The sequence below is a fragment of the Mucilaginibacter sp. L3T2-6 genome (assembly GCF_030519355.1).
Classification (GTDB): Bacteria; Bacteroidota; Bacteroidia; order Sphingobacteriales; family Sphingobacteriaceae; genus Mucilaginibacter.
This window is the reverse complement of the sequence record NZ_JAUMKC010000038.1, coordinates 1-25,032: the sequence shown is the minus strand read 5'-3', so window position 1 is coordinate 25,032 and position 25,032 is coordinate 1. Positions and strand designations below refer to the sequence as shown.

Annotated in this window: 20 protein-coding genes; 18 read left to right on the top strand and 2 right to left on the bottom strand. The window is 44.4% G+C overall.

Annotated elements, in window-relative coordinates:
- Positions 1 to 190 precede the first annotated feature (190 nt).
- The 15 genes from Q3W13_RS24925 to ftsZ all read left to right on the top strand — a co-directional run bounded on the left by Q3W13_RS24925 (position 191) and on the right by ftsZ (position 18,424).
- A complete protein-coding gene (locus Q3W13_RS24925) occupies positions 191 to 883 on the top strand; it encodes a DUF4846 domain-containing protein (RefSeq protein WP_302868702.1) in 693 nt (230 codons plus the stop codon).
- Positions 884 to 1,535: 652 nt separating this feature from the next.
- Entirely contained in the window at positions 1,536 to 2,000 is a 465-nt protein-coding gene (mraZ, locus tag Q3W13_RS24920) for a division/cell wall cluster transcriptional repressor MraZ (protein WP_302868700.1), read from the top strand.
- Positions 1,997 to 2,899, top strand: coding sequence for a 16S rRNA (cytosine(1402)-N(4))-methyltransferase RsmH (gene rsmH / locus Q3W13_RS24915; RefSeq protein WP_302868699.1), 903 nt, complete (start codon positions 1,997 to 1,999; stop codon positions 2,897 to 2,899). Before mraZ ends, rsmH begins: the two co-directional genes overlap by 4 nt.
- Complete coding sequence (locus tag Q3W13_RS24910; protein WP_302868697.1) at positions 2,896 to 3,309, top strand: FtsL-like putative cell division protein; 414 nt, start codon at positions 2,896 to 2,898, stop codon at positions 3,307 to 3,309. The genes rsmH and Q3W13_RS24910 overlap by 4 nt, the downstream gene beginning before the upstream one ends.
- Positions 3,299 to 5,410 (top strand): penicillin-binding protein, encoded by a 2,112-nt coding sequence (locus Q3W13_RS24905; protein WP_302868696.1) that lies wholly within the window; start codon positions 3,299 to 3,301, stop codon positions 5,408 to 5,410. Before Q3W13_RS24910 ends, Q3W13_RS24905 begins: the two co-directional genes overlap by 11 nt.
- Entirely contained in the window at positions 5,407 to 6,867 is a 1,461-nt protein-coding gene (locus Q3W13_RS24900) for a UDP-N-acetylmuramoyl-L-alanyl-D-glutamate--2,6-diaminopimelate ligase (protein WP_302868694.1), read from the top strand. Before Q3W13_RS24905 ends, Q3W13_RS24900 begins: the two co-directional genes overlap by 4 nt.
- A 93-nt stretch (positions 6,868 to 6,960) precedes the next feature.
- Entirely contained in the window at positions 6,961 to 7,305 is a 345-nt protein-coding gene (locus Q3W13_RS24895; RefSeq protein ID WP_302868692.1) for a four helix bundle protein, read from the top strand.
- Positions 7,306 to 7,478: 173 nt separating this feature from the next.
- A complete protein-coding gene (mraY, locus tag Q3W13_RS24890; RefSeq protein WP_302868691.1) occupies positions 7,479 to 8,720 on the top strand; it encodes a phospho-N-acetylmuramoyl-pentapeptide-transferase in 1,242 nt (413 codons plus the stop codon).
- Between the two features lie 154 nt (positions 8,721 to 8,874).
- Positions 8,875 to 10,218, top strand: a complete 1,344-nt coding sequence (murD, locus tag Q3W13_RS24885; protein WP_302868689.1) for a UDP-N-acetylmuramoyl-L-alanine--D-glutamate ligase — start codon at positions 8,875 to 8,877, stop codon at positions 10,216 to 10,218.
- A 122-nt stretch (positions 10,219 to 10,340) separates the two neighbouring features.
- Entirely contained in the window at positions 10,341 to 11,498 is a 1,158-nt protein-coding gene (locus tag Q3W13_RS24880; RefSeq protein ID WP_302868687.1) for an FtsW/RodA/SpoVE family cell cycle protein, read from the top strand.
- A gap of 267 nt (positions 11,499 to 11,765) precedes the next feature.
- Positions 11,766 to 12,920: an undecaprenyldiphospho-muramoylpentapeptide beta-N-acetylglucosaminyltransferase gene (gene murG / locus Q3W13_RS24875; RefSeq protein WP_302868685.1), complete on the top strand. Its 1,155-nt coding sequence runs from the start codon at positions 11,766 to 11,768 to the stop codon at positions 12,918 to 12,920.
- 79 nt (positions 12,921 to 12,999) lie between these two features.
- Positions 13,000 to 14,355 (top strand): UDP-N-acetylmuramate--L-alanine ligase, encoded by a 1,356-nt coding sequence (murC, locus tag Q3W13_RS24870; RefSeq protein WP_302868683.1) that lies wholly within the window; start codon positions 13,000 to 13,002, stop codon positions 14,353 to 14,355.
- Positions 14,348 to 15,220 (top strand): cell division protein FtsQ/DivIB, encoded by an 873-nt coding sequence (locus Q3W13_RS24865; protein WP_302868680.1) that lies wholly within the window; start codon positions 14,348 to 14,350, stop codon positions 15,218 to 15,220. Before murC ends, Q3W13_RS24865 begins: the two co-directional genes overlap by 8 nt.
- A 3-nt stretch (positions 15,221 to 15,223) precedes the next feature.
- Positions 15,224 to 16,567 (top strand): cell division protein FtsA, encoded by a 1,344-nt coding sequence (gene ftsA / locus Q3W13_RS24860; RefSeq protein WP_302868678.1) that lies wholly within the window; start codon positions 15,224 to 15,226, stop codon positions 16,565 to 16,567.
- A 234-nt stretch (positions 16,568 to 16,801) separates the two neighbouring features.
- Positions 16,802 to 18,424, top strand: coding sequence for a cell division protein FtsZ (ftsZ, locus tag Q3W13_RS24855; protein WP_302868676.1), 1,623 nt, complete (start codon positions 16,802 to 16,804; stop codon positions 18,422 to 18,424).
- A gap of 187 nt (positions 18,425 to 18,611) precedes the next feature.
- On the opposite strand, the gene Q3W13_RS24850 is transcribed toward ftsZ, so the two are convergent.
- Both Q3W13_RS24850 and Q3W13_RS24845 read right to left on the bottom strand, forming a co-directional pair.
- Positions 18,612 to 19,946, bottom strand: coding sequence for an ATP-binding protein (locus tag Q3W13_RS24850; protein WP_302868674.1), 1,335 nt, complete (start codon positions 19,944 to 19,946; stop codon positions 18,612 to 18,614).
- Between the two features lie 406 nt (positions 19,947 to 20,352).
- A complete protein-coding gene (locus tag Q3W13_RS24845; RefSeq protein ID WP_302868672.1) occupies positions 20,353 to 21,222 on the bottom strand; it encodes an alpha/beta fold hydrolase in 870 nt (289 codons plus the stop codon).
- A gap of 293 nt (positions 21,223 to 21,515) precedes the next feature.
- Between Q3W13_RS24845 and Q3W13_RS24840 the strand changes: the two genes are divergently transcribed.
- The 3 genes from Q3W13_RS24840 (at position 21,516) to Q3W13_RS24830 (ending at position 24,888) form a co-directional block, all read left to right on the top strand.
- Positions 21,516 to 22,775 (top strand): aminotransferase class I/II-fold pyridoxal phosphate-dependent enzyme, encoded by a 1,260-nt coding sequence (locus Q3W13_RS24840; RefSeq protein WP_302868670.1) that lies wholly within the window; start codon positions 21,516 to 21,518, stop codon positions 22,773 to 22,775.
- A 175-nt stretch (positions 22,776 to 22,950) separates the two neighbouring features.
- Complete coding sequence (locus Q3W13_RS24835) at positions 22,951 to 24,372, top strand: glycoside hydrolase family 125 protein (protein ID WP_302868669.1); 1,422 nt, start codon at positions 22,951 to 22,953, stop codon at positions 24,370 to 24,372.
- 339 nt (positions 24,373 to 24,711) lie between these two features.
- Positions 24,712 to 24,888, top strand: a complete 177-nt coding sequence (locus Q3W13_RS24830) for a histone H1 (RefSeq protein WP_096354567.1) — start codon at positions 24,712 to 24,714, stop codon at positions 24,886 to 24,888.
- The last annotated feature ends 144 nt before the right edge of the window (positions 24,889 to 25,032 follow it).

Here is a 25,032-nt window from a genome sequence, read left to right as displayed (position 1 = left end):
AACCACCGTACTGACAAATTAATTTTCGAGGTACTAATCAATAAAATCGCAAATGTCACTTGATGGGCTATTACTCTCCAAAGGAGAGGACTTGAGCAGCTCAGTTCTTAGAACCCTCTCCTTTGGAGAGGGCAGGGTGAGGCGAACCCAAAAGCTTATGGGAAGAATTATTAAACCAACCTGAATCATCATGAAAATATTCCTTGCCGTTATCCTTTTATTATCCGGCAGCTTTATTGCCCCGGATAACATAACAACCCGTTTCAAAGCTCCCGAAGGTTATCACCGTGTAGCGGTAAAGCCCGGTAGCTTTGCCGAATATTTACGAAGCCTGCCATTAAAGCAGGCCGGCACACCAACTAAAACCTACCGGGGCGAGGTAGCCAGAACAAACCTTTACACCGCTGCGGTAGTTGACATAAGCGTAGGCGACCAGGATTTACAGCAATGCGCCGATGCGGTAATGCGTCTGCGCGGCGAGTACTTATATCAAAAAAAGGATTATAAATCCATTAGCTTTAATTTTGTAAGCGGCTTTAAATGCGACTATGTGCATTATGCGGAAGGCTACCGTTACCGCAACAATAAATGGAAGCTTAAGGCTAAAAAAGATTACAGCTACCCGGCTTTTATGCGCTATATGGAACTGGTATTCTCTTATGCCGGCACCATTTCGTTAGAAAAAGAAACACATGCTGTTACCAACGCTGCAGACCTGAAAGCCGGAGATATTTTCATCCATGGCGGTTCGCCCGGCCACTGTTTTATAGTGATGGATGTGGTAGAAAATGACAAACATCAAAAGCAGCCCAAAGCTTTATGCCTGCACAAAACATACAGGTGCTGCAATATCATTCTCCATGGTTCCGTATGGATAAGATAAGTGATATACCTTATGCGGAATTGATCAATAAGAATTATTTGCGAAAGTTTGATTGATTTTGACGAAGCATCCGGGTCGAAAAAGACCGACACCTGCCCGGACCGCAGGCCTGCGGCAAACGGAGTGAAAATTTTGGATTTCCTTCCACTTTCCCCCACCGATCTCAATTTTTCCAATTTTCCTCCACTTTCGCCCACCGCTATTAATTTTTTGGAGTTTCTCCCCCCTTTGCTACTCTCTGAAAGGCTGATTTCGCTGTGTTTTTAGCCTGGTTTTTATTGTTGAAATTTAAGCCGCTGTATTTCACAAGTTTGCACAACAATCGCGACGGATTTTTACAGTTTTTACAACCCGTCATTTTCCACCATACCGGTTAAAAGGTCCTTAAAGCGGTATTTCTCCCACTTTGCAGTTGCAGCGTCAGGTTTTTTAATCATCCAGAAACGCACCTGTTATTTTATTATAACAAATTGATAATCAATGCTGTAATTATTACCGGTTAAATTTGGTTAACACAAAGAATAGCAATTATCGGCATAAAAAATAATCCACACGGCTATTGCACAAGTGTTAATAACTTTAGTGGGAGAAAGTGGTAAGAAGTGGTAAAAGAAGTCTAATTTTACATACAATTAATTGCCATAGCTTTTATATGTCCTATTTAAACGGAGAGTTTGAGTGTAAACTGGATAACAAAGGGCGCATGATGATCCCTGCGGGCCTCAAGAAACAGCTTCCCGAAGCTGAGAAAGAGAGCTTTGTGGTTAATCGTGGCTTTAAAAAGTATCTGGTCATTTACACTAAATCCGAATGGGACAAAAAACTTGATGAACTCAACAAACTTAATCAATACGAAACAAAGAACATAGAATTCATCAGGTATTTCACCCGCGGTGCGACGGAATTAACGCTCGATGCGGCCGGCAGGGTGAATTTGCCCCAGGGTTTATTGGATTATGCGGGCATCAGCGGAGATGTGGTTTTAAATTGTATGCTCACTAAGATAGAAATGTGGGACAGGGCGGCGTACAATGCTATGATAGAGAGCGAACCCGAAAACTTTGCCGCACTGGCCGAAGAAGTAATGGGCGACAAAAGAAGGGAGGGCGGCTTATGAGCACATACCATACGCCCGTAATGCTTCGCGAATGTATCGAGGGCCTGGCTATTAAACCTGGCGGTACCTATGTTGATGTAACTTTTGGCGGCGGCGGCCATTCGCGCGAGATATTAAAGCATTTAAATAAGGACGGAAGGTTGCTGGCATTCGATCAGGATGCAGATGCGCAGCAGAATAAGATCGACGATGAGCGCTTTATTTTCATAGATCAAAATTTCCGTTACCTAAAAAATTTCGCCCGTTTGCATGATGCTATCCCTGTTGATGGCATACTGGCCGATCTGGGTGTTTCATCGTACCAGTTTGACCAGGCTGAACGGGGGTTTTCTATCCGCTTTGATGCAGAGTTGGATATGCGGATGAACCGCCAGTCGGAGCTGACGGCCAGGCAGGTGATAAATACCTATAGCGAAGCTGAACTGCACCGCATTTTTGGCGTGTATGGCGAAATACAAAACGCAAAGTCGCTGGCAAACACTATTGTTACCGCAAGGCTCAATGCGCCGATAGTAACCGTGGCCGATTTGAAGAATGCCATCAGTAACCGCATCCCGAAAGGAAAAGAAAATAAATACCTGGCGCAGGTTTTTCAGGCATTGCGCATCGAGGTAAACCAGGAGCTGGAAGCGCTGAAGGATTTTTTAGTCCAGACTGCTTCGGTGCTGGCATCGGGCGGCAGACTGGTGGTGATGTCGTACCATTCGCTGGAGGACCGGCTGGTAAAAAATTTTATCGCCAAGGGGAAATTCAGCGGCGAGGTGGAGAAAGATTTTTACGGAAACGATAACAAGCCGTTTGATGCGGTGAGCAGGGGTGCGATAACTGCGTCGGAAGAAGAAATAAAACAAAATAACAGGGCACGGAGCGCTAAGTTAAGAATAGCGGTGAAGAAATGACTAACAAGCTGCGTTCGCAAATTGAGGAAGAAGAAGCTGAAAAGCAAAGGCTGATTGTTGAGGAAAGAAAGCATGAAGAGTTTCCCGACAATTTCCTGATCAAGTTCTTCACCAAAGGTTTCTGGAATGCCGAAGCGGCAACCCGGGCGCTGCCATTTGTGTTGTTTTTAGCCCTGCTGGGAATGATTTATATAGCCAATATGCACATGGCTGAAAGAAACATACGCCAGATAAGCAAGATAACAAAAGAAGTAAAGGAGTTAAGCTGGGATTTTAAGACAACCAAGGCAGAGCTGGCTTTTAAAAGCACGCTAACCGAAGTGGCGAGGCGTGCTGATACGCTTGGATTAAAAGAATCGCTTACGCCCCCGCAAAAGATAGAAGACAAGGAGGTGGGTGATGAGCATTAGAAGAAACATACTGCTGCGTGTTTATCTGGCTTTTGGGCTGATACTGGTTTTTGCCGCTGCAGTTATTATACAGTTGGTGCGGGTACAGTTTGTGCAGGGTGACAAATGGAAGGCCATGGCTAAAACCATTACCACCAAATACCAGACCGTTGAAGCTGCCCGTGGAAACATCTTCGCGAACGATATGAGTTTGCTGGCTACATCGGTACCAGAATATGATGTGCATGTAGATATGCAGGCGCCCGGCTTTGATGATGATGACACTTTTAATGAAAATGTGGATTCGCTGGCTATAAAGTTATCGCAGCTATATGGCGATAAAACGCCCAAAGAGTATATGCGCTGGCTAAAAGAGGCCCGTAAAGAGGGTTCGCGTTACGAATTGCTGAACAGGCGCCGTTTAACACACCACGAATTGGTGCTTCTGCGCAAGTTCCCGATTTTCAGGCTGGGTAAATATAAAGGGGGCCTGATCGTAGTTGAGCAAAACAGGCGTGTATTGCCATACAAATCACTTGCGTTGCGCACCATCGGCTATAAAAACGAAAATGTAAAAAATGGGGTAGGTCTGGAAGGCGCCTATGTTAAATATATAAATGGCGAAAGCGGTAAGCGCCTGGTGCAACGTATGGCCGGCGGTTTATGGATGCCGGTAAATAACGGCGAAGACGAAGTAGAGCCGAAAGATGGCGCCGATATTATTTCGACGATAGATGTGAACTTTCAGGATATAGCGCAACAGGTATTAAAGGCACAGCTTGACAGTGTTGGCGCCGACCATGGTTGCGTAGTATTGATGGAAGTGGCTACAGGCGAAATAAGGGCCATTGCCAACTTTACCCGCACCAAAGAGGGCAAATATGAAGAAAAACTGAATTATGCTATTGCTGATGCTGCCGATCCTGGCTCCACTTTTAAGCTGGCGACCTATATGGCATTGTTCGATCAGCATAAAATTGATACCAATACCATGATTAACGGCGACGGCGGTAAGTATAAAATACCCAAGGGGCCCCTGATTAGCGACGTAGAGGATTACAACTTTATGATGACCGCTAAAAAGGCTTTTGAAGAATCGTCAAACGTGGCAGCGGCCAAATTTGTGTACAATGCCTATTATAATAACCCTTGGCAGTTTACTAATAAGCTCTACAGTTTTCACCTGAATGAGAAGCTGCAATTGCAGATTCCCGGCGAGGCACAGCCTGTGGTAAAAAATCCGAAAAGCCGCACCTGGAATATTAACTACAGCTTGCCGGAAATGGCTTACGGCTACGAGATGAAAATAACGCCGCTGCAAATGCTGACGCTTTATAATGCGGTAGCCAATAATGGTAAACTGATAGCACCGGTGCTGGTTAAAGAAATCAGAAGGCTGGGAAATACGGTTGAGCAATTCCATGCAAGGGTGATTAACGACAAGGTGTGCTCTGATGCCACCCTGGGCAAGATGAGGGCTTTGCTGGAAGGGGTAGTCAAAGAGGGTAACGTAAAAAGCTTGTTTAAAAATGCTGCTTACACAGCAGCGGGGAAAACGGGTACGGCGCAAATTGCCAATATGTCAAAGGGCTACGGAGATAAAAAAGACCATCAAACATCGTTTGCGGGATATTTTCCGGCCAAAAACCCCAAGTATTCCATGATCGTAGTGGTAAACAAGGCAACAAAGGGTTCATACCTGGCTGCAAAGGTCGCAGCGCCGGTATTCAAAAAGATTGCAGATCGTGTGTTTGCAGCCGACCATAGCTTGCATCCTGCACCGGTAATGCACTACGTAGGCAACACCAATTTGCCGCAGATTAAAAAAGGCAATGTAAAGGCGCTTAAGCAGGTATATACAAAACTGGGCGTTAAGCCGCTTTACGCAAACAATGGCGGCAGCGGAATAGATACCAGCAGTGGCGTAGCCTTTGAAGACCTAAGCTACAAACCCGGCGTAGTGCCGCAGGTAAAGGGGATGGGATTGAGCGATGCCCTGTATGTGCTGGGCAACGCAGGATATAAAGTACAGGCAAGGGGTAGCGGCATGGTTGCTTCACAATCGATAGCGGCGGGCAGCATAACCCCAAAAGGATCAAAAATAACAATTGAACTGCAATGAGATATTTGAGCGACATAATAGAAGGGCTTGCGTTTACTGAACTGCAGGGCAGCGCCGACGTGGAAATTACTGCCGTAGTTTTTGATTCGCGCAAGGTAATACCGGGCTGCATGTTTGTAGCGGTTAAAGGCACGCTGGTTGATGGTCATGACTATATCCTGCAGGCAATTGAACAGGGTGCCATAGCTGTGGTTTGCGAGGAACTGCCATCGCGCGTTACCGGCGAGGTTGATTTTTTAATGGTAGCCGACTCCGCCGTAGCCCTGGGTATTGTTGCCGCTAATTTCTATGGCAACCCGTCGGCTAAACTAAAGCTGGTTGGCGTAACCGGAACCAATGGCAAAACCACCATCGCAACCATGTTATATAAACTGTTTCGCGATATGGGCTATAAATGCGGGCTGTTATCAACTGTCGAAAATCAGATCAATGGTAAAGTAACAGCGGCTACACACACTACACCCGATCCTGTCGTACTAAACTCCTTGTTGCATGATATGGTTGAGGAAGGTTGCGATTACTGCTTTATGGAAGTGAGTTCTCATGCAATTGACCAGCACCGCATCAGCGCGCTCACGTTTACCGGGGCGATATTCTCAAACCTGACGCATGACCATTTGGACTATCATAAAACCTTCGAGAAATACCTGAAGGCCAAAAAGAAATTCTTTGATGATCTGCCGGCAGATGCCTTTGCGTTGACGAACCTTGACGATAAAAACGGCAACGTAATGCTGCAGAACACCAGGGCCCATAAAAAAACCTACGGTTTAAAAAGCATGGCCGACTACAAGGCACGCATTCTTGAGAACCAGTTTGAAGGCTTACATCTGCAGATTGATGGCGAAGAGGTATGGTTTAAAATGGTAGGTACTTTCAATGCTTACAACCTGCTGGCGGTCTACTCGGCTGCGATGCTGTTGGAGCAGGATAAAACAAAAATACTTACCAGCCTGAGCAAGCTCACAGGAGCGCGTGGCAGGTTTGACTATATAGTTGCGCCAAACAAGATTATTGGCATTGTGGATTATGCCCACTCGCCCGACGCTGTGCAGAACATATTGAGCACAGTACATGACATTCGGAAACACAACGAAAAGGTAATAACCGTTGTAGGCTGCGGCGGCGACAGGGACAAAACCAAGCGCCCGCTCATGGCAAAAGCGGCCTGCGAATGGAGTGATAAGGTAATACTCACTTCTGATAATCCCCGCTCGGAAGACCCTGCGCAAATTATCAAAGACATGGAAGAAGGCGTAGACCCTGCATTTAAACGCCACACGCTAAGTATTGTAGACAGGCGAGAGGCTATAAAAACAGCTTGTATGCTGGCTCAGCCCGGAGATATAGTGGTGATTGCAGGAAAAGGCCATGAGAAATACCAGGAGGTTAAAGGCGTTCGCTCTCATTTCGATGATATGGAGGAGCTGACTAATATTTTTAAAGAGTTAGAGTGATGTGCGAATGTGCAGATATGCGAATGTGCGGATGGGGAAATTGATGGATAATTTATGGCCAGATAGTGACTATTGCAGACCTGTGAAGAAACAATGAGTGATAAACCAAACCTGATAGTTGATTTGACTTTTAGCTTTTCGTTGAAAATAATCGCCTTCACCGAAGTGCTTGAATCTAAAAGAAAATTCAATATGGCAAATCAGCTTTTTAGGAGCGGAACATCAATTGGTGCAAATATGTGCGAGGCGCAAGGTGCCGAGAGTAAAGGAGATTTCAAGCACAAGTGCAAAATTGCTTACAAGGAAGCGGGGGAAACGGAGTATTGGTTAAAGCTTTGCAAGTTCGCCAATAACTACCCATTTCAGCAAGACATGCTCGATGATATCCAGTCGATTCTGAGAATACTTGGGAAGATAATATCGACAACAAATAGCTGATTGATGTGCAAATGCATGGATATGCAGATGTGCGAATGAAAAAGATAATGTGCGGATGCGCGAATGATGAAGAAAAATTAAATGGAACTATTTATAGATAAAATAAAGGTAATTGGAGAACTGAGATATGCATTAATCCGCACATCTGCACATCAATAATCCGCACATTAAATATGCTATACTATCTATTCACCTGGCTGAACAAAAATTACACTATTCCCGGTGCGGGGGTGTTTCAATACATCACGTTCCGAATGGCAATGGCTGTAATTACCTCGTTGCTGGTTACTACGGTGTTTGGCCGCAGGTTGATCGACTATCTGCGCTTTAAGCAGGTAGGGGAAACCATCCGTAACCTGGGTCTGGAAGGTCAGATGCAAAAAGCCGGTACGCCAACTATGGGTGGTATCATCATTCTGTTAGGTATTTTGATCCCAACGCTGTTGTTCGCCAAGCTAGGCAATATCTATGTCATTATGATGATTGTAACCACCGTTTGGCTGGGCGCGATAGGTTTTTTAGATGATTACATTAAAGTATTCAAAAAGAACAAAGAGGGATTAGCGGGCAAGTTTAAAATCATCGGCCAGGTTGGTTTAGCGCTGTTTATCGGCTTCACCATGTATTCCAATTCGGATATCGTGATACGCCAGGAGGTAAAGCCGCCTGTGAAGATTGACGCCCCGGTTGATTTTCATATGCGTGCCGGCAAACCGGTTTACACACAGGATATTCATTCCACCAAAACGACTATGCCATTTTATAAGAACAATGAGTTCGACTATGGCAAGGTGCTGAAGTTCATCGGCGGGGATCCGGACCATTACTCATTGCTTGTATTTATGTTCTTCGTGATAATAATAATCACGTTCATATCCAACGGAGCAAATATTACAGATGGTATCGACGGCCTGGCGACAGGCACCTCGGCCATTATTGGTATAACGCTGGCCATATTGGCTTATGTATCCGGCAACACAGTTATTGCTGACTATCTGAACATTATGTACATCCCCAATTCGGGTGAGCTGGTAATTTTTGCCGGAGCCTTCGTAGGCGCATGTGTGGGCTTCCTGTGGTATAATTCATACCCCGCGCAAGTGTTCATGGGCGATACAGGCAGCCTGGCAATCGGAGGTATCATAGCTGTTTTCGCCATAATGATACGAAAAGAACTGATGGTTCCATTGCTGTGCGGAATTTTTGTGATCGAGAATTTGTCAGTTATCATACAGGTAAGCTGGTTTAAGTACACAAGGATAAAATTCGGCGAAGGCAGGCGGGTATTCCTGATGTCGCCGCTGCATCACCATTATCAGAAGAAGGGATTTCATGAGGCCAAAATTGTAACCCGGTTTTGGATCATCGGAATATTGCTGGCGATAGTGACAATAATAACGCTGAAGCTGAGGTAGTGATGTGCGGATGGGGCGATTTGAAGATGTGTTGATTTGAAAATTTGAAAATGAAATCGGTGCAATCAAAAAGCACGGTGTAATCAAAAGAATAAAAAGAATGATCAGTAAAATCATTCCAATCAATGAAATCACAAAACAAAAAATAAAGTAAATGGAATCAAACAAAAACATAGTCATTCTCGGGGCCGGCGAAAGCGGGGTGGGGGCGGCATACCTTGCGCAGCAGCAAGGCTATAATGTTTTTGTGTCGGATTTCGGGGCGATAGCAGAGCACTATAAAAAACAGCTGACAGACTGGAATATTCGTTTCGAGGAAAAACAGCACACTGAAACTGAAATTCTGAACGCTGTTGAAGTGATCAAAAGCCCAGGCATACCTGAAAAGGCGCCTATCATTAAAAAAATAAAAGAAAACGGCATACCGGTTATTTCGGAAATAGAATTTGCAGGCAGGTACACCAACGCAAAGATTGTAGGCATTACCGGTTCGAATGGTAAAACTACTACGACCAGCCTTACCTACCATATCCTTAAAAATGCTGGATTGAATGTGGGATTAGCCGGCAATATTGGAAAGAGCTTTGCCTACCAGGTGGCGACCGAGAAGTTTGACATCTATGTGCTCGAGCTGAGCAGCTTTATGCTCGATGACATGTTCCGCTTTAAGGTTGACATTGCAGTGCTGCTGAATATTACACCTGATCATTTGGACAGGTACGATTATAAAATGGAAAATTACGCGGCGTCGAAATTCCGGATCTCTCAAAATCAAACCGCGGATAGCTATTTCATTTATTGTGCCGACGACCCGGAAACAGTTAAGGGTATGCAGGGCCGGAGTTTCGCGGCAAAGCTTTTGCCCTTCTCAATCGAAAAAAAGGTTGATGAGGGCGCATACCTGGAAGACAACAATATTATCATTCACATTCACCAACAATTATTCAAGATGTCTATTAACGATTTGGCCCTGCAGGGTAAACACAACATTTACAACTCTATGGCGTCGGGCATCACCGCCAGGGTACTGGAATTGCGTAACGCGACGATTAGGGAGAGTATGGAAACGTTCCATGCCATTGAGCACAGGTTGGAGTCAGTAGCTGTGATATCGGGCATCAGTTTTATTAACGATTCAAAGGCTACCAACGTTAACTCTACATGGTACGCACTTGAAAGTATGACCAGTCCGGTGGTGCTGATATTGGGCGGAGTAGACAAAGGGAACGATTATACCATGCTGCGCGACCTGGTGAAGCAAAAGGTGAAGGCTATAGTATGCCTTGGCAAGGACAACCACCGCATACATGAGGCCTTTAGTGATATTGTTGAGGTAATTGTGAATACCCATTCAGCACAGGAAGCGGCAGCGGTATCGTACCACCTGGCCGAAAAAGGCGACACGGTGTTGTTGTCACCAGCCTGTGCCAGCTTTGATCTTTTTAAAAATTACGAAGACCGCGGCAACCAGTTTAAACAAGCAGTGAAGGAACTTTAATAATGTGCGGATGTGCCAATATGCAGATGTGCGAATGAAGAATTTGAAGATGTGTTGATTTGAAAATTAAATCAGTGTAATCGGTGAAATCATTCTCAAATCGGTGAAATCAAAAAAATAACATGAATAAGCTACTCAGTAATACAAAAGGCGACAGGTGGATATGGCTGATAGTGATCTTGCTGTCGCTTATCTCATTGCTGGCCGTGTACAGCGCCATCGGATCGCTGGCTTATAAAAAAGGTGTAGGCGCCGAATCGATATTGATGAAGCACCTGGCTATGCTGGCTGCGGGCCTTGCGGTGATGTATGTATCGCACAAAATTGACTACCGCTACTACCGTGGTATATCAAAGCTGATGATGATTGTTACTATACCGCTGCTATTGTACACATTGATTTTTGGTCACCATGTTAATGAAGCCAGCCGCTGGGTTGCAATTCCCGGTACGGGCTTAAGCTTCCAGACATCAGACTTAGCCAAGTTGGCGTTGATAACTTACCTGGCGCGCACCCTGTCGATAAAACAGGAAAACATAAAGGACGTAAAGCAATCGTTCATACCTATAATGGGCGCGGTTTGTGTGGTATTTGCATTGATTGCCTGGGCAAACTTGTCAACAGCGCTGATGTTGTTTGGCGTAAGCATTTTGTTGTTGATTATGGGCCGTATAAGTGTTAAACAAATTGCGGTGGTGTGTATGGGCGGTGCAATAGTGCTGTGTGGGATTGTGTTTTTAGGCCCGCGCCGGCACATGTATATTACCCGTGTGCAAACATTTATGCACCCCGAAAAGGCCGATCCTGATAAAGCGCAACAGTCTAACCACGCCAAGATAGCAATTGCTACCGGCGGTGTGTTCGGCAAAGGCGTCGGCAACAGCGACGAGATAAATAGTCTGCCCGAGGCATACTCAGATGAGATTTATGCCATCATAGTTGAAGAGTATGGCCTGATCGGCGGGATATTTTTAATAGGCATTTACCTGTTCCTGCTATTCAGGTGTATAAAAATTGCAACCAAGGCCCCGAAGGCTTTTGGAACATTACTGGCTGCCGGCTTAAGCTTTAGCTTAACCATACAGGCCTTTGCCAACATGGCGGTAGCTGTTGGTCTCGGGCCGGTAACGGGTATTCCGCTCCCATTGGTAAGCATGGGTGGTACCAGTATATTGTTTACCAGCCTGGCATTCGGTATTATCCTTTCGGTTAGCAGGGATATAGAGGAGCCGAAAAAAGTGATAGTGGGAGAGATAAGGGAAGATGTGGCATTGGCTTAGGCAGAGCCACCTAATCCCCCTAAGGGGGAACAAAGAGGCGACGCAAATAAAAAAAGAAAGTTGATTGAATATTGATGAATACCGCCAGAACTCCCTGCCCCAAAGCGGGGAGCAAGGCAAAAAAGAATCAGTGAAATCATTCCAATCAATGAAATTGACAAAATTAAAAAATCGGTGAAATCATCCTCAGACCGGTGAAACGGCGTAGCCCTCTTGAGTGCCGCTGAAATCGGAAGAAGGACGAAAAATCACAGAAAGTAAATAACGATGGCGCAAAGTAAAAAACAACCCAATCAAAAACTCTCCCATCAGGGGGATGGGGGGCGCCGTATCATCATTAGCGGCGGCGGCACAGGGGGGCATATCTTCCCGGCTATTGCTATTGCCAATGCTTTGAGGACTATTGATCCTAACACGGAGATATTATTTGTTGGCGCCAAAGGCCGCATGGAAATGGAGAAAGTTCCTGCTGCCGGTTACAAAATCATCGGGCTGGATATACAGGGCATACAGCGTAAATCCATCTGGAAAAACGTAATGTTCCCGGTAAAGCTACTGATGAGTGTGCGCGAGGCGGTAAAGATCATCAAAGACTTTAAGCCGGACGCAGCTGTAGGTGTTGGCGGGTATGCATCGGGGCCATTACTTTATGCGGCATCGGTAAAAAATGTGCCTTACCTGATACAGGAACAAAACTCCTATGCAGGCATTACCAATAAGTGGCTGGGAAAAAAGGCCCAAAAGATATGCGTGGCCTTTGACGGGATGGAGAAGTTTTTTCCTTTCGGCAGGATAATAAAAACAGGCAACCCTATCCGCAGGGATTCGGTGAATATTGCCGGTAAACACATGCAGGCGCTGGAGCTGTTTAAGCTGTCGACATTTAAAAAAACGGTGCTGGTAACAGGTGGCAGTCTTGGTGCAGGCACATTGAATAAAAGTATCATGGCCGGACTGGAAAAGCTGATTGCTGCCGATGTGCAGGTGATATGGCAAACCGGTAAATATTATTATAAAGGGATAATAGAGAAGCTGGGTGAAAATTACCATCCTAATGTTCGCATTACCGAATTTTTAAGCAGGATGGATTTAGCCTATGCGGCGGCTGATCTAATCATATCGAGGGCCGGGGCCGGAACGATTGCAGAACTGTATATGGTAAAAAAGCCGGTAATACTGGTACCCTCGCCAAACGTGGCCGAAGACCACCAGACAAAGAATGCGCTGGCCCTTGTACAGGAAAATGCAGCTATCCTGGTGGCAGACCGCGATGCCGAAGCAAAGCTGGTTGACAGGGTGATTGAGCTGCTAAACGACAAAGAATTACAAAAGAAACTAAGCGACAACATTGGCAAACTGGCCATGCCTGACGCAGATGAAATAATTGCAAAAGAAGTGTTCAAACTCAGTAATAAGTCTTAAGACGTGAGCCCAAAGTCAGGAAATTATAATCCTGGTGTGCGACTCAAGACTTTAGACTCAAGACTTTAGACTAAGGAAGATGGAGCTAAGTAATATAAAACGTGTTTACCTGGTAGGTATCGGGGGGATCGGCATGAGTGGCCTGGCCCGGTATTTTCATCATTTGGGTTGCGTGGTGTGTGGCTACGATAAAACTTCTACCGACCTTACCAACGAGCTGCACAATGAAGGTATCCAGGTGATTTTTGAGGACCGTCCGGACTGGATTCCGTATAGCTTCCAGGCGCCTGATGCGTGCACACTGATCATTTATACACCGGCTATTCCAAAGGATTCGGCGATCCTGAATTTCTTCAGGGAAAAAGGCTTTGAGTTGTACAAGCGCTCGCAGGTATTGGGCATCATCAGCAAAGGAATGTACACCGTTGCTATCGCCGGCACGCATGGTAAGACTACCACATCTACGATGGTAGCACATATTCTGAAGGATTCAGGCAAAGATTGCTCGGCTTTTTTGGGCGGTTTATCCAGCAATTATCACAGCAATGTGCTGTATGGTAAAAATGATATTGTGGTAGTAGAAGCCGATGAGTTTGACCGTTCATTTTTGACCTTATACCCGGATATTGCCGTTATAACATCGATGGATGCCGACCACCTGGATATTTATGGGGACCATGCGCATCTGACAGACTCGTTCAAAATGTTTGCCTCGCAGGTAAAACAAGGCGGAACACTTATCCATAAAAAAGGCCTGCCTTTAGAAACCGGTCTGGTTTATGCGGTTGACAGCGATGCCGATGCCATGGCGTCAAACATCCGGATAGAGGATGGTAGTTTCTTCTTTGATTTTAAGAATAAAAACATCAGCATCACCAATATAAAAATGGGTATTGCGGGTTTACATAATATCGAGAATGCGACAGCAGCTATTGAAGCCTGCCTGATGCTTGATGTACCGGCTGATGCAATTAAGAATGCGCTGGAATCATTCAGAGGCGTACACCGCAGGTTTGAGTATATCATCAAGACCGATCAGCATGTTTTTATTGATGATTATGCGCACCACCCGGAGGAATTGAAGGCCGCAATCCGGTCGGTTAAAAAACTATATCCCGGCAAAAAGCTGACAACAATTTTTCAGCCGCATTTGTATACCCGGACCCGCGATTTTGCCGACGGCTTTGCCGAAGCGCTTGATTTGTCGGATGAGTTGATCATGCTGGATATATATCCCGCACGCGAGCTGCCTATTGAGGGCGTAAACTCGGATATGATATTGCAGCGCATGAAAAGTGCTGATAAACGCCTGATCAATAAAAAGGATGTGCTTAATGTAATAAAAGAAGAAAAGCCGGAGCTGCTGCTGACCGTAGGCGCCGGAGATATTGATACGCTGGTTCAACCCCTGAAAAAGATATTACTCGATGTTTAAAAAACGAATCTGGAAACCACTGCTGATAAGCCTTGCATGGGTAACATGCCTTGGCGGGTTGGTTGTGCTGATGAGTTTTATTGAAGAGAAAAAAAGCGAAGCGGTTTGCAGGGATGTAAAAATATATATTCCCGGCAACCAGTACTTTATTGACAGGGATGAGGTTGATAACATTTTGCAGGTGAACAGCCGGAGCCTGATAGGCCGCCGCATGCAAAACATAAATATCCAGGACCTGGAAAGTAAGCTAAAAGCAAATCCCTTTATAGAGTTTGCCAAGGTTTACACTGATATGGACGGCGTGATAAATGTGGAAATAAGCCAGCGTCAGCCCATTTTACGGGTAATGAACAGGTTTGACCAGGACTTTTATGTCGATCAGCATGGATTAAAGATCCCGCTGTCATCAAACTTTACAGCAAGGGTATTGGTAGCTAACGGTTATATCGACGAGGCTTTTGCCAACGTTGTGGACAGCCTGCATACGCCAATAGCAAACGAGCTTTTCAGAACAGCGGACTATATCCGGAAAGACTCATTATGGGATGCGCAGATATCTCAGCTTTATGTAAATAAAGATCATGAAATAGAACTGATACCCCGTGTGGGTAACAACCGCATATTAATTGGTCATGCCGATTCGCTCGAAAGCAAGTTTCATAACCTGCTGGTGTTTTATAAAAAGGCGTTGCCTTTGGTTGGTTGGGATGCTTATAAAGTGATAAACTTAAAATATGCCAACCAGGTGGTAGGAGTGAGGAATAATGTATTAAAATCTGACTCATTAAAGGCAAAGATGAGCAGTGATTCAACAAAAGCGATTAAGGATACATCTACTATAATTAAGGATAAGAATAAGAATTAAAATATGGACAAAACTTCAACTCAGGAAAAAAGCGCACCAATTGTGGTAGGATTGGACATCGGTACCACAAAGATCTGTGCTATTGTTGGACGTAGGAGCAAGAACGGGAAAATAGAGGTATTAGGCATCGGTAAGGCGGAGTCGGCCGGTGTTACCCGCGGGATGGTGTCCAATATAGATAAAACCGTACAGGGCATTGCGCAGGCTGTTGACATAGCCGGTACGCAATCGAATGTAGAGATTAAGGTGGTAAATGTGGGCATCGCCGGCCAGCACATCAAAAGCCTTCAGCATCGTGGCCTGATAACCCGTCGCGACCTGCAGTCGGAAATATCCCGCAAGGATATCGACAAGCTGGTTGAAGACATGTATAACCTGGTGATGCCTCCGGGCGAGGAGATCATTCACGTGTTGCCGCAGGAATTTACCGTGGATAACGAGCCGGGTATAAAAGACCCTATCGGTATGGCGGGTGTGCGCCTGGAAGCCAACTTCCACATTATATCCGGCCAGGTTACGGCCATAAAAAATATTGTTAAGTGCGTTAACAAAGCCAGCCTGCAAAGCGACGAATTGATACTTGAGCCATTGGCATCTTCGGAATCGGTATTGAGCGAAGAAGAAAAAGAAGCCGGTGTGGTATTGGTAGATATTGGCGGCGGCACTACAGATGTGGCTATTTTTCATGAGGGCATCATTCGTCATACAGCGGTTATCCCGTTTGGCGGTAACAGTATCACCGAAGACATCCGCGAAGGGTGCTCGGTAATGCGTAACATAGCAGAACAACTGAAAGTAAGGTTTGGCTCGGCTTTGGCGGATGAAAACAAAGAAAACGAGATAGTTTGTGTGCCGGGTCTGCGTGGTCGCGAGCCGAAGGAAATTTCGGTAAAGAACCTGGCTTACGTGATACAAGCCCGCATGGAAGAGATCATTGAGCATGTGTATTACGAGATAAAGTCATCCGGTTACGAGAAAAAGCTGATCGCGGGTATCGTTATTACCGGCGGCGGCGCACAGTTGAAACACCTGTCGCAGCTGGTTGAGTATGTTACCGGGCTGGATTGCCGCGTAGGTTACCCCAATGAGCACCTGGCTAAAAATGAGCTGCTGCCAAAGAATGTTTACGAGGAACTGCAAAGCCCCACTTTTGCTACCGGTATCGGTCTGCTGATCAAGGGTATCCAAAAAATGGAGTATAACGATTATGTGCCGGCTTTAGAGGAAGTAAAGGTTACAAAAACCAAATATACTGAAGACAAAAAGTTTGGCTTATTGGGTAAATTACTGGAAAGCGGCAAACGGTTTATTAAGGACGACATAGCTGATGAGGACTTTTTAAAGTAACATCGCCCCGCCGCACCCTGCTTTTTCCTTTGGAGAGAACTTAGGTGCGGCTAACGGGAAAGGTTCCAAAGGAGAAAAACCGTTAATTGTTTTAAACTTTTGAGAGGAACTTTCCACATCGGCCCTATCTTTCCACATATTGACAAATGTGGATAAGTGTTGTGCAAAAAGTCATAATATTACGTTAGATAAATCTATTTATTCGTCAATCACATATAACTGGAAATAAGCATTATGCAGTTTGAAATGTTAAAAGAAAAGTCGTCCATCATCAAAGTAATTGGTGTTGGCGGCGGCGGGGGTAATGCGGTAAACCACATGTACAGGCAAGGGATTACCGGTGTTGACTTTATAATTTGTAACACAGACGCCCAGGCATTAGAGCTTAGCCCCATACCTAACAAGGTACAATTGGGAGCAAGCCTCACTGAGGGCATGGGCGCAGGCTCAATACCCGAAGTCGGAAAAAATTCGGCTATCGAAAACATTGAAGATATTAAGCAGATGCTTGGCACAAATACCAAGATGCTGTTTATTACAGCAGGTATGGGTGGCGGCACCGGCACCGGGGCAAGCCCTATTATAGCCAAGGCCGCACGTGAGCTGGATATCCTTACAGTGGGAATTATTACCACTCCGTTTGCCTTTGAAGGCAAACGCCGTAAGCAGCAGGCCGACGCCGGTATGGAAGAATTGAAAAAGCATGTGGATTCGTTCCTGGTGATCAGTAACGACCGTTTGCGCCAGATATTCGGTAACCTTACCCTGGGTTCGGCGTTTGCGCAGGCTGATAACATATTGACTACCGCAGCCAAAGGTATAGCTGAAATTATAACGCTGCCCGGCTATATAAACGTCGATTTTAAGGATGTACGCACTGTAATGAAAGATAGTGGCGTATCCATAATGGGCAGCTGTGCGGCCGAAGGCGAAAACCGTGCGCTGAAAGCAGTTGAAGGCGCTCTGGCATCGCCGCTGTTAAAGGATAATGAGATAGAAGGAGCGCGTTATATCCTGCTGAATATCAGTTCCGGAAGTAAAGAAGTTACCATGGACGAGGTAAGTATAATTACCGATTATATTCAGGAAGAGGCCGGCCTGGCCGCCGATCTGATCTGGGGTAACTGCATTGATGAAAACCTGGGCGATAAATTATCGGTGACTATAATTGCAACCGGTTTCCAGACCAAGGACGAGCGCGAGAAAGAACAAAGCAGCAGAAAAGTAGTATCGATGCTGGTGCCCGAACCGGAACCCAAGGCTAAGGTGGTAAACGAGTTTATAACCCCCGTGAAACCCGACGCTACCACTGAGCCTTATATGAAAGGTACAAAGGAACCGAAGGAGGCAAAAGAAGAAGCTAAGCAAACCGGCATGTTCGATTTGTTTACGACACGCACAGAAGAGCCGTCGGTAATCAAATTCGACCTGATAGAAGAGGAAACTACTGCTGCCGAAACCGAGACGTCGGACGTTCCTGAAATGACTTTCAAGATAGCCGAACCTGCCGTAAACTTTATGCAGCAGCCTAAGGAGGAAGAGAAAGCTCCGGAACCAGAAAAAGAGCCTGAAATAGTGGTTGGTGCGGATGACAATAAAACAGATGAATCTATCGAGGAGCAATTGCGCAAATCACGTGAGCGCATCATGCGCCTGAAAGACCTGAGCATGAAGCTGCGGAGCAATAATATACAGGAGCTGGAAAGTGTGCCTGCCTACAAACGCAAGGAAATTGCCTTACAACAAACTCCGGCATCTAACGAAAGCCAGATATCGCGTTTCTCCTTATTGTCTGATGACGAAGGCAATACCGAGATCAGGAACAATAACTCGTTCCTGCATGATAATGTGGACTAGTGATCAGTTAATTGGAGATTAGTTAAGTAGAGATCAGGCGGGTGGGTAAATTAAATCTGCTGCGATAAATAGAAACATTCCTAATTGCATAAATAAGTAAGGCCCCGTGTTAACGGGGCTTTTGCTTTTTATAGACTCAAAGGGAGAGGCCTTCTTGACCAAATTATTTTACAGGGCAAATGAATGGCTACATTAAGCCTGCCTTTTTATTTTCTATACTATTATAACCAACTATATATGTGTAGATAGCACTTGGGACAAACATCAACTCTATGTTGTTAACGAAATTAAAACCCTCTTTATCAATCGTTGTAACTATAGCACTTTTTAATTTGTTTTTGTTGCAGAAATAAAATAAGCTTTTCAATTCGTTGTACGGATTATCGAATGGTTTATTTGTCCACTTTATCTCTACGGCCCAAATCGGTTTCAATTTTTTTTCATCCAGACCAACCAAATCTACTTCTCCGTCCTTCCATCTTGCATATCTTGGCGTAAAATAAATTCTATGCATCCATTGTGCAAATATGGCTGTTTCAACCATGTGGGGAAACTCATCATCAGTAGCCGTTAGTGGAGAAAATAGGGCACTTCTAAGCGATGGGTTGGTCAGATAAACTTTGTAATTTGTTTGTCTTTGAAACTTTTTTGCATTATCATCTATCTTCGTAACTGATTTTATCAAAAATGCAGCCTCTAGATATTCAAGATATTTTTTTAATGTAAGCTTATTAACACCGCTGGTGGTAGATAAACTTTCTAAGGAAACTTCATTCCCGCAATAATAAACAAGGGTCGTGAAAAAGGTATTTAATTCTTGTACGTTTTGTATGCCATATAAACTCGGGAGATCTCGCAATAACACCTTATCAATAATGTCGCTTTTTATATACCTGCCAATGTTTGATTGAATTTTTTCAGAAAAAATAACTTCAGGGTATCCGCCATAATTTATATAATCAATAAAATGGTTATTAAGTTCCTGAATATTTGTGGTACTAAACCATTGACTTTGCTTACCACGCCAATTGATGGAGGATTGAATCAGTAAATGATTTAAATTTTTTAAATGTATATATTCGTGAAAAGTGAGAGGAGGAAGCAAGAAATCGGTAAACCTGCCGGCGCCACTTTCAGAACTTTTAAGACGCAAGGCCGCTGCTGCCGAGCCTGAAGCAATAAACTTCGTATCAGGATAACTGTCAACCAAAACTTTTAAATGTATCTCCCAATTTGTTAAATATTGTATCTCATCAAAGAATACATAATATCCGCGAGGATCATCTATTCCATTGGCTGTTCGCGCTAAATGAAATAATTCTTCCAACCCCATATTAAAGTATAGCGGATTCTCGATGTTTATAAAACATACCTTATTTCTATCCGTAACTTTTTTTGAGAGGAGCTTGCCGATAGTATGATACATCATTACGGTTTTGCCAACTCGTCGGGGCCCCATAAGCACAACAGCTCTTTGCGGCTCTTTTTCTTCAACAAGGGGATAAAACAGATCGAAGTACAATCGAGTTTCATTTTTTTATACTGAACTTCAATATCATTGCTTGTCCACCATGGATTTTCATACCGTATTCTACTTAATTTTAGGTCATTTGAAATAGGTTTTAGCTTGATACTCATAGATTTAAACAATAGTGTTATTCAAATATACTTAAATTTTGAAATACTTGATAAATAAGAATATTTAAATACGCTTATTTTATAAAAAGCAAAAAATATTGACGACATTCCGGTTAAGGTTACATTTTATGCCTAAAACTCTTCGTCGTTTTGAGACGCATTTTCGAAGAAGAGCTGGGTGAGGGAAGTTGATATATTCAATATTCCGGGATTTGCTTCTAATATAACTAAAAGCACTGCGAGCAGTGCTTTTAGTTATATAGGTCTGAGCGACCTTGGCAATCCGGGGGTTACTTCAAAAACCCATTCAAGTACCCCAAAATCGTATTGGTTTGCATCATCAGGCTCACATGTGACTGGGCAGGAACTACCGCCAGGTGCGATTTTGGCATTGGGCCCATGTCAGCAGTAACGCCGCCGCCCAGTAACTTGTAGGTCCTGGCAAGTTCAACTTTATTCAATCCGTCATTATCACCAGCTATGATCAATACAGGCGCTTTGATTTTTGCAACGTTATCGTCGCCAAAGTCGAATGGCTGTGAGGCGAAAGCAATCATCTGCTCTATAAACTTTGTCCATTTAGTTTTGTCAGGCGCTACGGCATCGTAAGCGGTGTGCATGGGCGTATTGTTAAAAAATTCAGGCTTAAATGATTTGAAACCACTGGTTACTTCGGGTAGCCAGCCGGAACTTTTATAGGTAGAAGAAATGATCACTAATTTTGTTACCCTTTTAGGGCTTTGTATAGCAAACTTGTAAGCAACAGAGCCGCCCATGCTGTATCCTACAATATCGGCACTGTCAACTTTCAGGTAATCCATAACGCCTTCCACATCAGTTGCCATATTAGCATGGGTTAGCGGCCTGTCAGAATAAGGTGTGTGCCCATGTCCCTGCATCTCGATAGCAATAACTTTCCTGGTTTTTGACAGTTCAGGTATTATTTGTCCCCAGTTTCCTTCGATGGTCATAAAGGCGCCGTGCAGTAAAACTATAGGTCGGCCCTCGCCATATACTTCGTAGTAAACTTTAATGCCATTAACCGGTGCATAGCCGCTGGCGGAAGGCTTGATCTGTTGCCCGTTTGATTGGGTTATTGTAAAAATGATGCTGATTGCAATCAGCATTATCGGCTTAGTGACTTTGAATGATTTTTTCATGACGTTATTGTATTAGGTTTGAATTAACAATACAAATATGCAACAGATTCGCGCATTCAACCGTGTGCGAAAATGACAACTTAGGGGGCGAATGGTGCCAAATATTTTTGTCTCAGGGTTATGCGTTTTATTTTATAATTAATCATTAAACAAGTTTCTCGGTATCCAACCAATCTCTAATCATTGATCCCCGCTCACCAGTTTATAGGCTATTATAAAAAGTAATAATGATTGTAGCTACACGTTATTAAGGCTATATTTGTACATTTATAAAACACTTTAAACTTACGGGTTTGGATATATTTAACAAGATCTCGAAAAATATGGGCGGTCCTATCGGGCAGCACCAAAAATGGTCGCATGGGTATTTTTCATACCCTAAGCTGGAGGGGGAAATAGGTCCGCATATGGAATTTAACGGCAAGGAACATGTGGTTTGGAGCCTGAACAATTACCTGGGCCTTGCCAATCATCCTGAAGTTAGACTGGCCGACGCACAAGCCGCCGCTGACTATGGGATGGCTTATCCTATGGGCGCCAGGATGATGTCGGGAAACTCAAGGCATCATGAAGAACTGGAGCAAAGCCTGGGTGCGTTTGTGGGTAAGGAGGATGCCTTCTTGTTAAATTATGGCTACCAGGGCATGGTATCCATTATTGATACACTGGTTGACAGGAACGACGTAATTGTGTATGATGCTGAATCACACGCCTGTATCATTGATGGTTTGCGAATGCACATGGGTAAGCGTTACGTTTACCAGCATAACGATATCGAAAGCTGCGAGAAACAATTGGAGCGTGCCACTAAACTGGCTGCTGAAACCGGCGGCGGCATATTGCTGATAACCGAAGGCGTATTCGGCATGTCGGGCGCACAGGGTAAACTAAAAGAGATTGTTGAACTTAAAAAGAAGTTTAACTTCCGCCTGTTGGTTGACGATGCTCATGGTTTCGGTACCATGGGGCCAACCGGCGCCGGTACCCACGAAGAACAGGATTGTGTGGATTGTGTGGATGTATACTTCGGTACTTTCGCTAAATCGATGGCCGGCATTGGTGGTTTTGTTGCAGCCGATAAAGTGATTGTTGATTACCTGCGCTATAACATGCGTTCGCAGATATTTGCCAAGGCATTGCCTATGCCTATGGTAATTGGTTTAAAAAAGCGTTTCGAAATGCTGACTTCGATGCCGGAGTTGCGCGAAAAACTTTGGCTGATAGCCCGCACATTGCAAAATGGCCTGAAAGAACTTGGCTTTAATATCGGTAACACCAACACCATGGTTACCCCGGTGATTATGGAAGGCGAACTATTAGAAGCTACCGCACTTACCCGCGATTTGCGGGAGCATTACGGCATATTCTGCTCTATCGTGGTTTACCCGGTAATACCTAAAGGCCTGATTATTTTGCGCCTGATACCAACGGCAGCCCATAGCCTGGAAGATGTACAACGCACATTGGATGCCTTCAGCGAAATGGCGGCAAAGCTAAAAGCCGGTTTTTATAAAGAGAACAAGCTGGTGGTTGATGAACTGACCCAGGTTTAAAAAATGCGATTTATATCAAATCCCTTTCGGTAATCCGGGAGGGATTTTTTGTTGAAGGGGCGTAGAGTCGCAATGCTTCGCGTCTCCCGCTGACGTAAATTAATCAAAAATATCCATCGCCGTTTCCCAATGCTTTTCTATTTTTACCATTCACCATTTACCGATTTAAAACGTTATGTTATCACGCAGAGATTTTATCAAGATTAACGGCGTAACCACCGCCGGTATCGGCCTTGGCTTAAAACCGGCCTGGTTTGCAACAGCAGCAGAATTTGAAAGCAAGCGCCCTAAACTTTCCGACCGTAAGTTTACCAGCAAGGCCGTTGAAGCAACCATAAAAAACATCAAATCGGCCATTAAAGACCCTGAACTGGCCTGGCTGTTCGAAAATTGCTATCCTAATACTTTAGATACTACCGTAAATTACTCAGAAAAAAACGGCCGCCCGGATACCTTCGTGATCACCGGCGACATCAATGCCATGTGGATGCGCGATTCTTCTGCACAGGTTTGGCCTTACCTGCCACTGATAAAGAACGACCCTGAATTAAAGAATGTTATTAAAGGTGTATTGAACCGCCAGGCCGCGTGTATATTGATTGACCCGTACGCCAATGCCTTTAATGAAGGCCCAACCGGCAGCGAGTGGGACAGTGACCGCACCGACATGAAACCCGAGCTGCATGAGCGTAAATGGGAAGTAGATTCACTTTGTTATCCCGTAAGACTGGCCTATAACTATTGGAAGATCAGCGGCGACATCAGCTTTTTTGACGAAAACTGGCAAAAGGCCGGTAAGAGGATAGTTGCTACCTTTAAAGAACAACAACGGAAAAATGGAAAAGGCCCATATCATTTTCAGCGTAAAACAGAAGTTTCTACCGATACCGCTCCCTTAAGCGGCTTTGGCAACCCCATAAAACCGGTTGGATTGATATGCTCTATTTTCCGTCCCAGTGACGATGCGACTATCTATCCGTTCCTGATACCATCCAACTACTTTGCAGTAACCAGCCTTTATCAAATGGCCGAAATGTATGAGCGTATCGGGAAGGATACAGCGACCGCAGCAACCTGTAAAACGCTGGCGGCCGAAGTTGCACATGCCCTGCAAAAGTATGCCACAGCGCAGCACCCGGTTTATGGCAAGGTGCTGGCTTACGAGGTAGACGGGTTCGGTAACCAGTTATTTATGGACGATAGTAATGTGCCGAGCCTGCTGGCTTTACCCTATTTAAATGCGCTCTCAACCCACGATCCGCTTTATCAACACACAAGGAGAATGATCTTAAGTTCAGCCAATCCTTATTTCTTTAAGGGCAAGGCTGCCGAAGGTATTGGTGGTCCGCACGTAGGGCTGAATTACATATGGCCAATGAGTATTATCATGCGCGCACTCACATCAAACGACAAAACCGAGATTGCAAAATGCCTGCACTGGCTTAAAACCACACACGCCGGAACCGGTTTCATGCATGAGTCGTTTAATAAAGATAATGCGGCTGATTTTACCCGTAAATGGTTCGCCTGGGCCAATACGCTGTTTGGCGAGCTGATTATTAAAATACATAAATATCACCCGGAATTGCTGGCATAACTAATTACTGGGTTTTTAGTTTTAATATTTGCGATGTAATTGCATTGGAATATTGATTAAGATGTAATGCTTTTGTTTTGGTGTTTGCAACCGATGTGAACTTTATATTAAAAAACTGTAAAAATATTATTGATTTATAATATTTATTACAAACTTATTGAAAATATATTGGCAAGTATTTAATAGTGTGTAAATAGAGGTTGTAAGCTAGAAATGTTGAAAAAAACCACTTTAAACGCATTATTTTTATTTGGCAAAAGTTTTTAATTAAGAAAAAACATTTTAGATTAGCTTTATAAAACAATAAAACCTCATTATTTTAAAAAAGGAGTAACTGAAATGAAAAAATTTACTGAAGTAAAGGAGTTGGTAGCATCTTTGGAAGCAGATGCTGACAAGTTTTACAACAAGGGTAACAGCGCAGCCGGTACCCGCGTAAGAAAAGGCATGCAAGACCTGAAAAACCTGGCACAGGCTATCCGCCTTGAAGTTCAGGAAGCAAAAAACAAAGCGTAAGTAAAAACGATAATCTTTACTTTGTTACAAGAAAAGCCCATTCCGGATTATCGGAATGGGCTTTTTGGTGGTGCGCCCGGCAGGGCGCATTTACTTGGCGGTGCAAGTCCGCTATGGGCCCGTTAAGGGGAACCATTAGCCGAG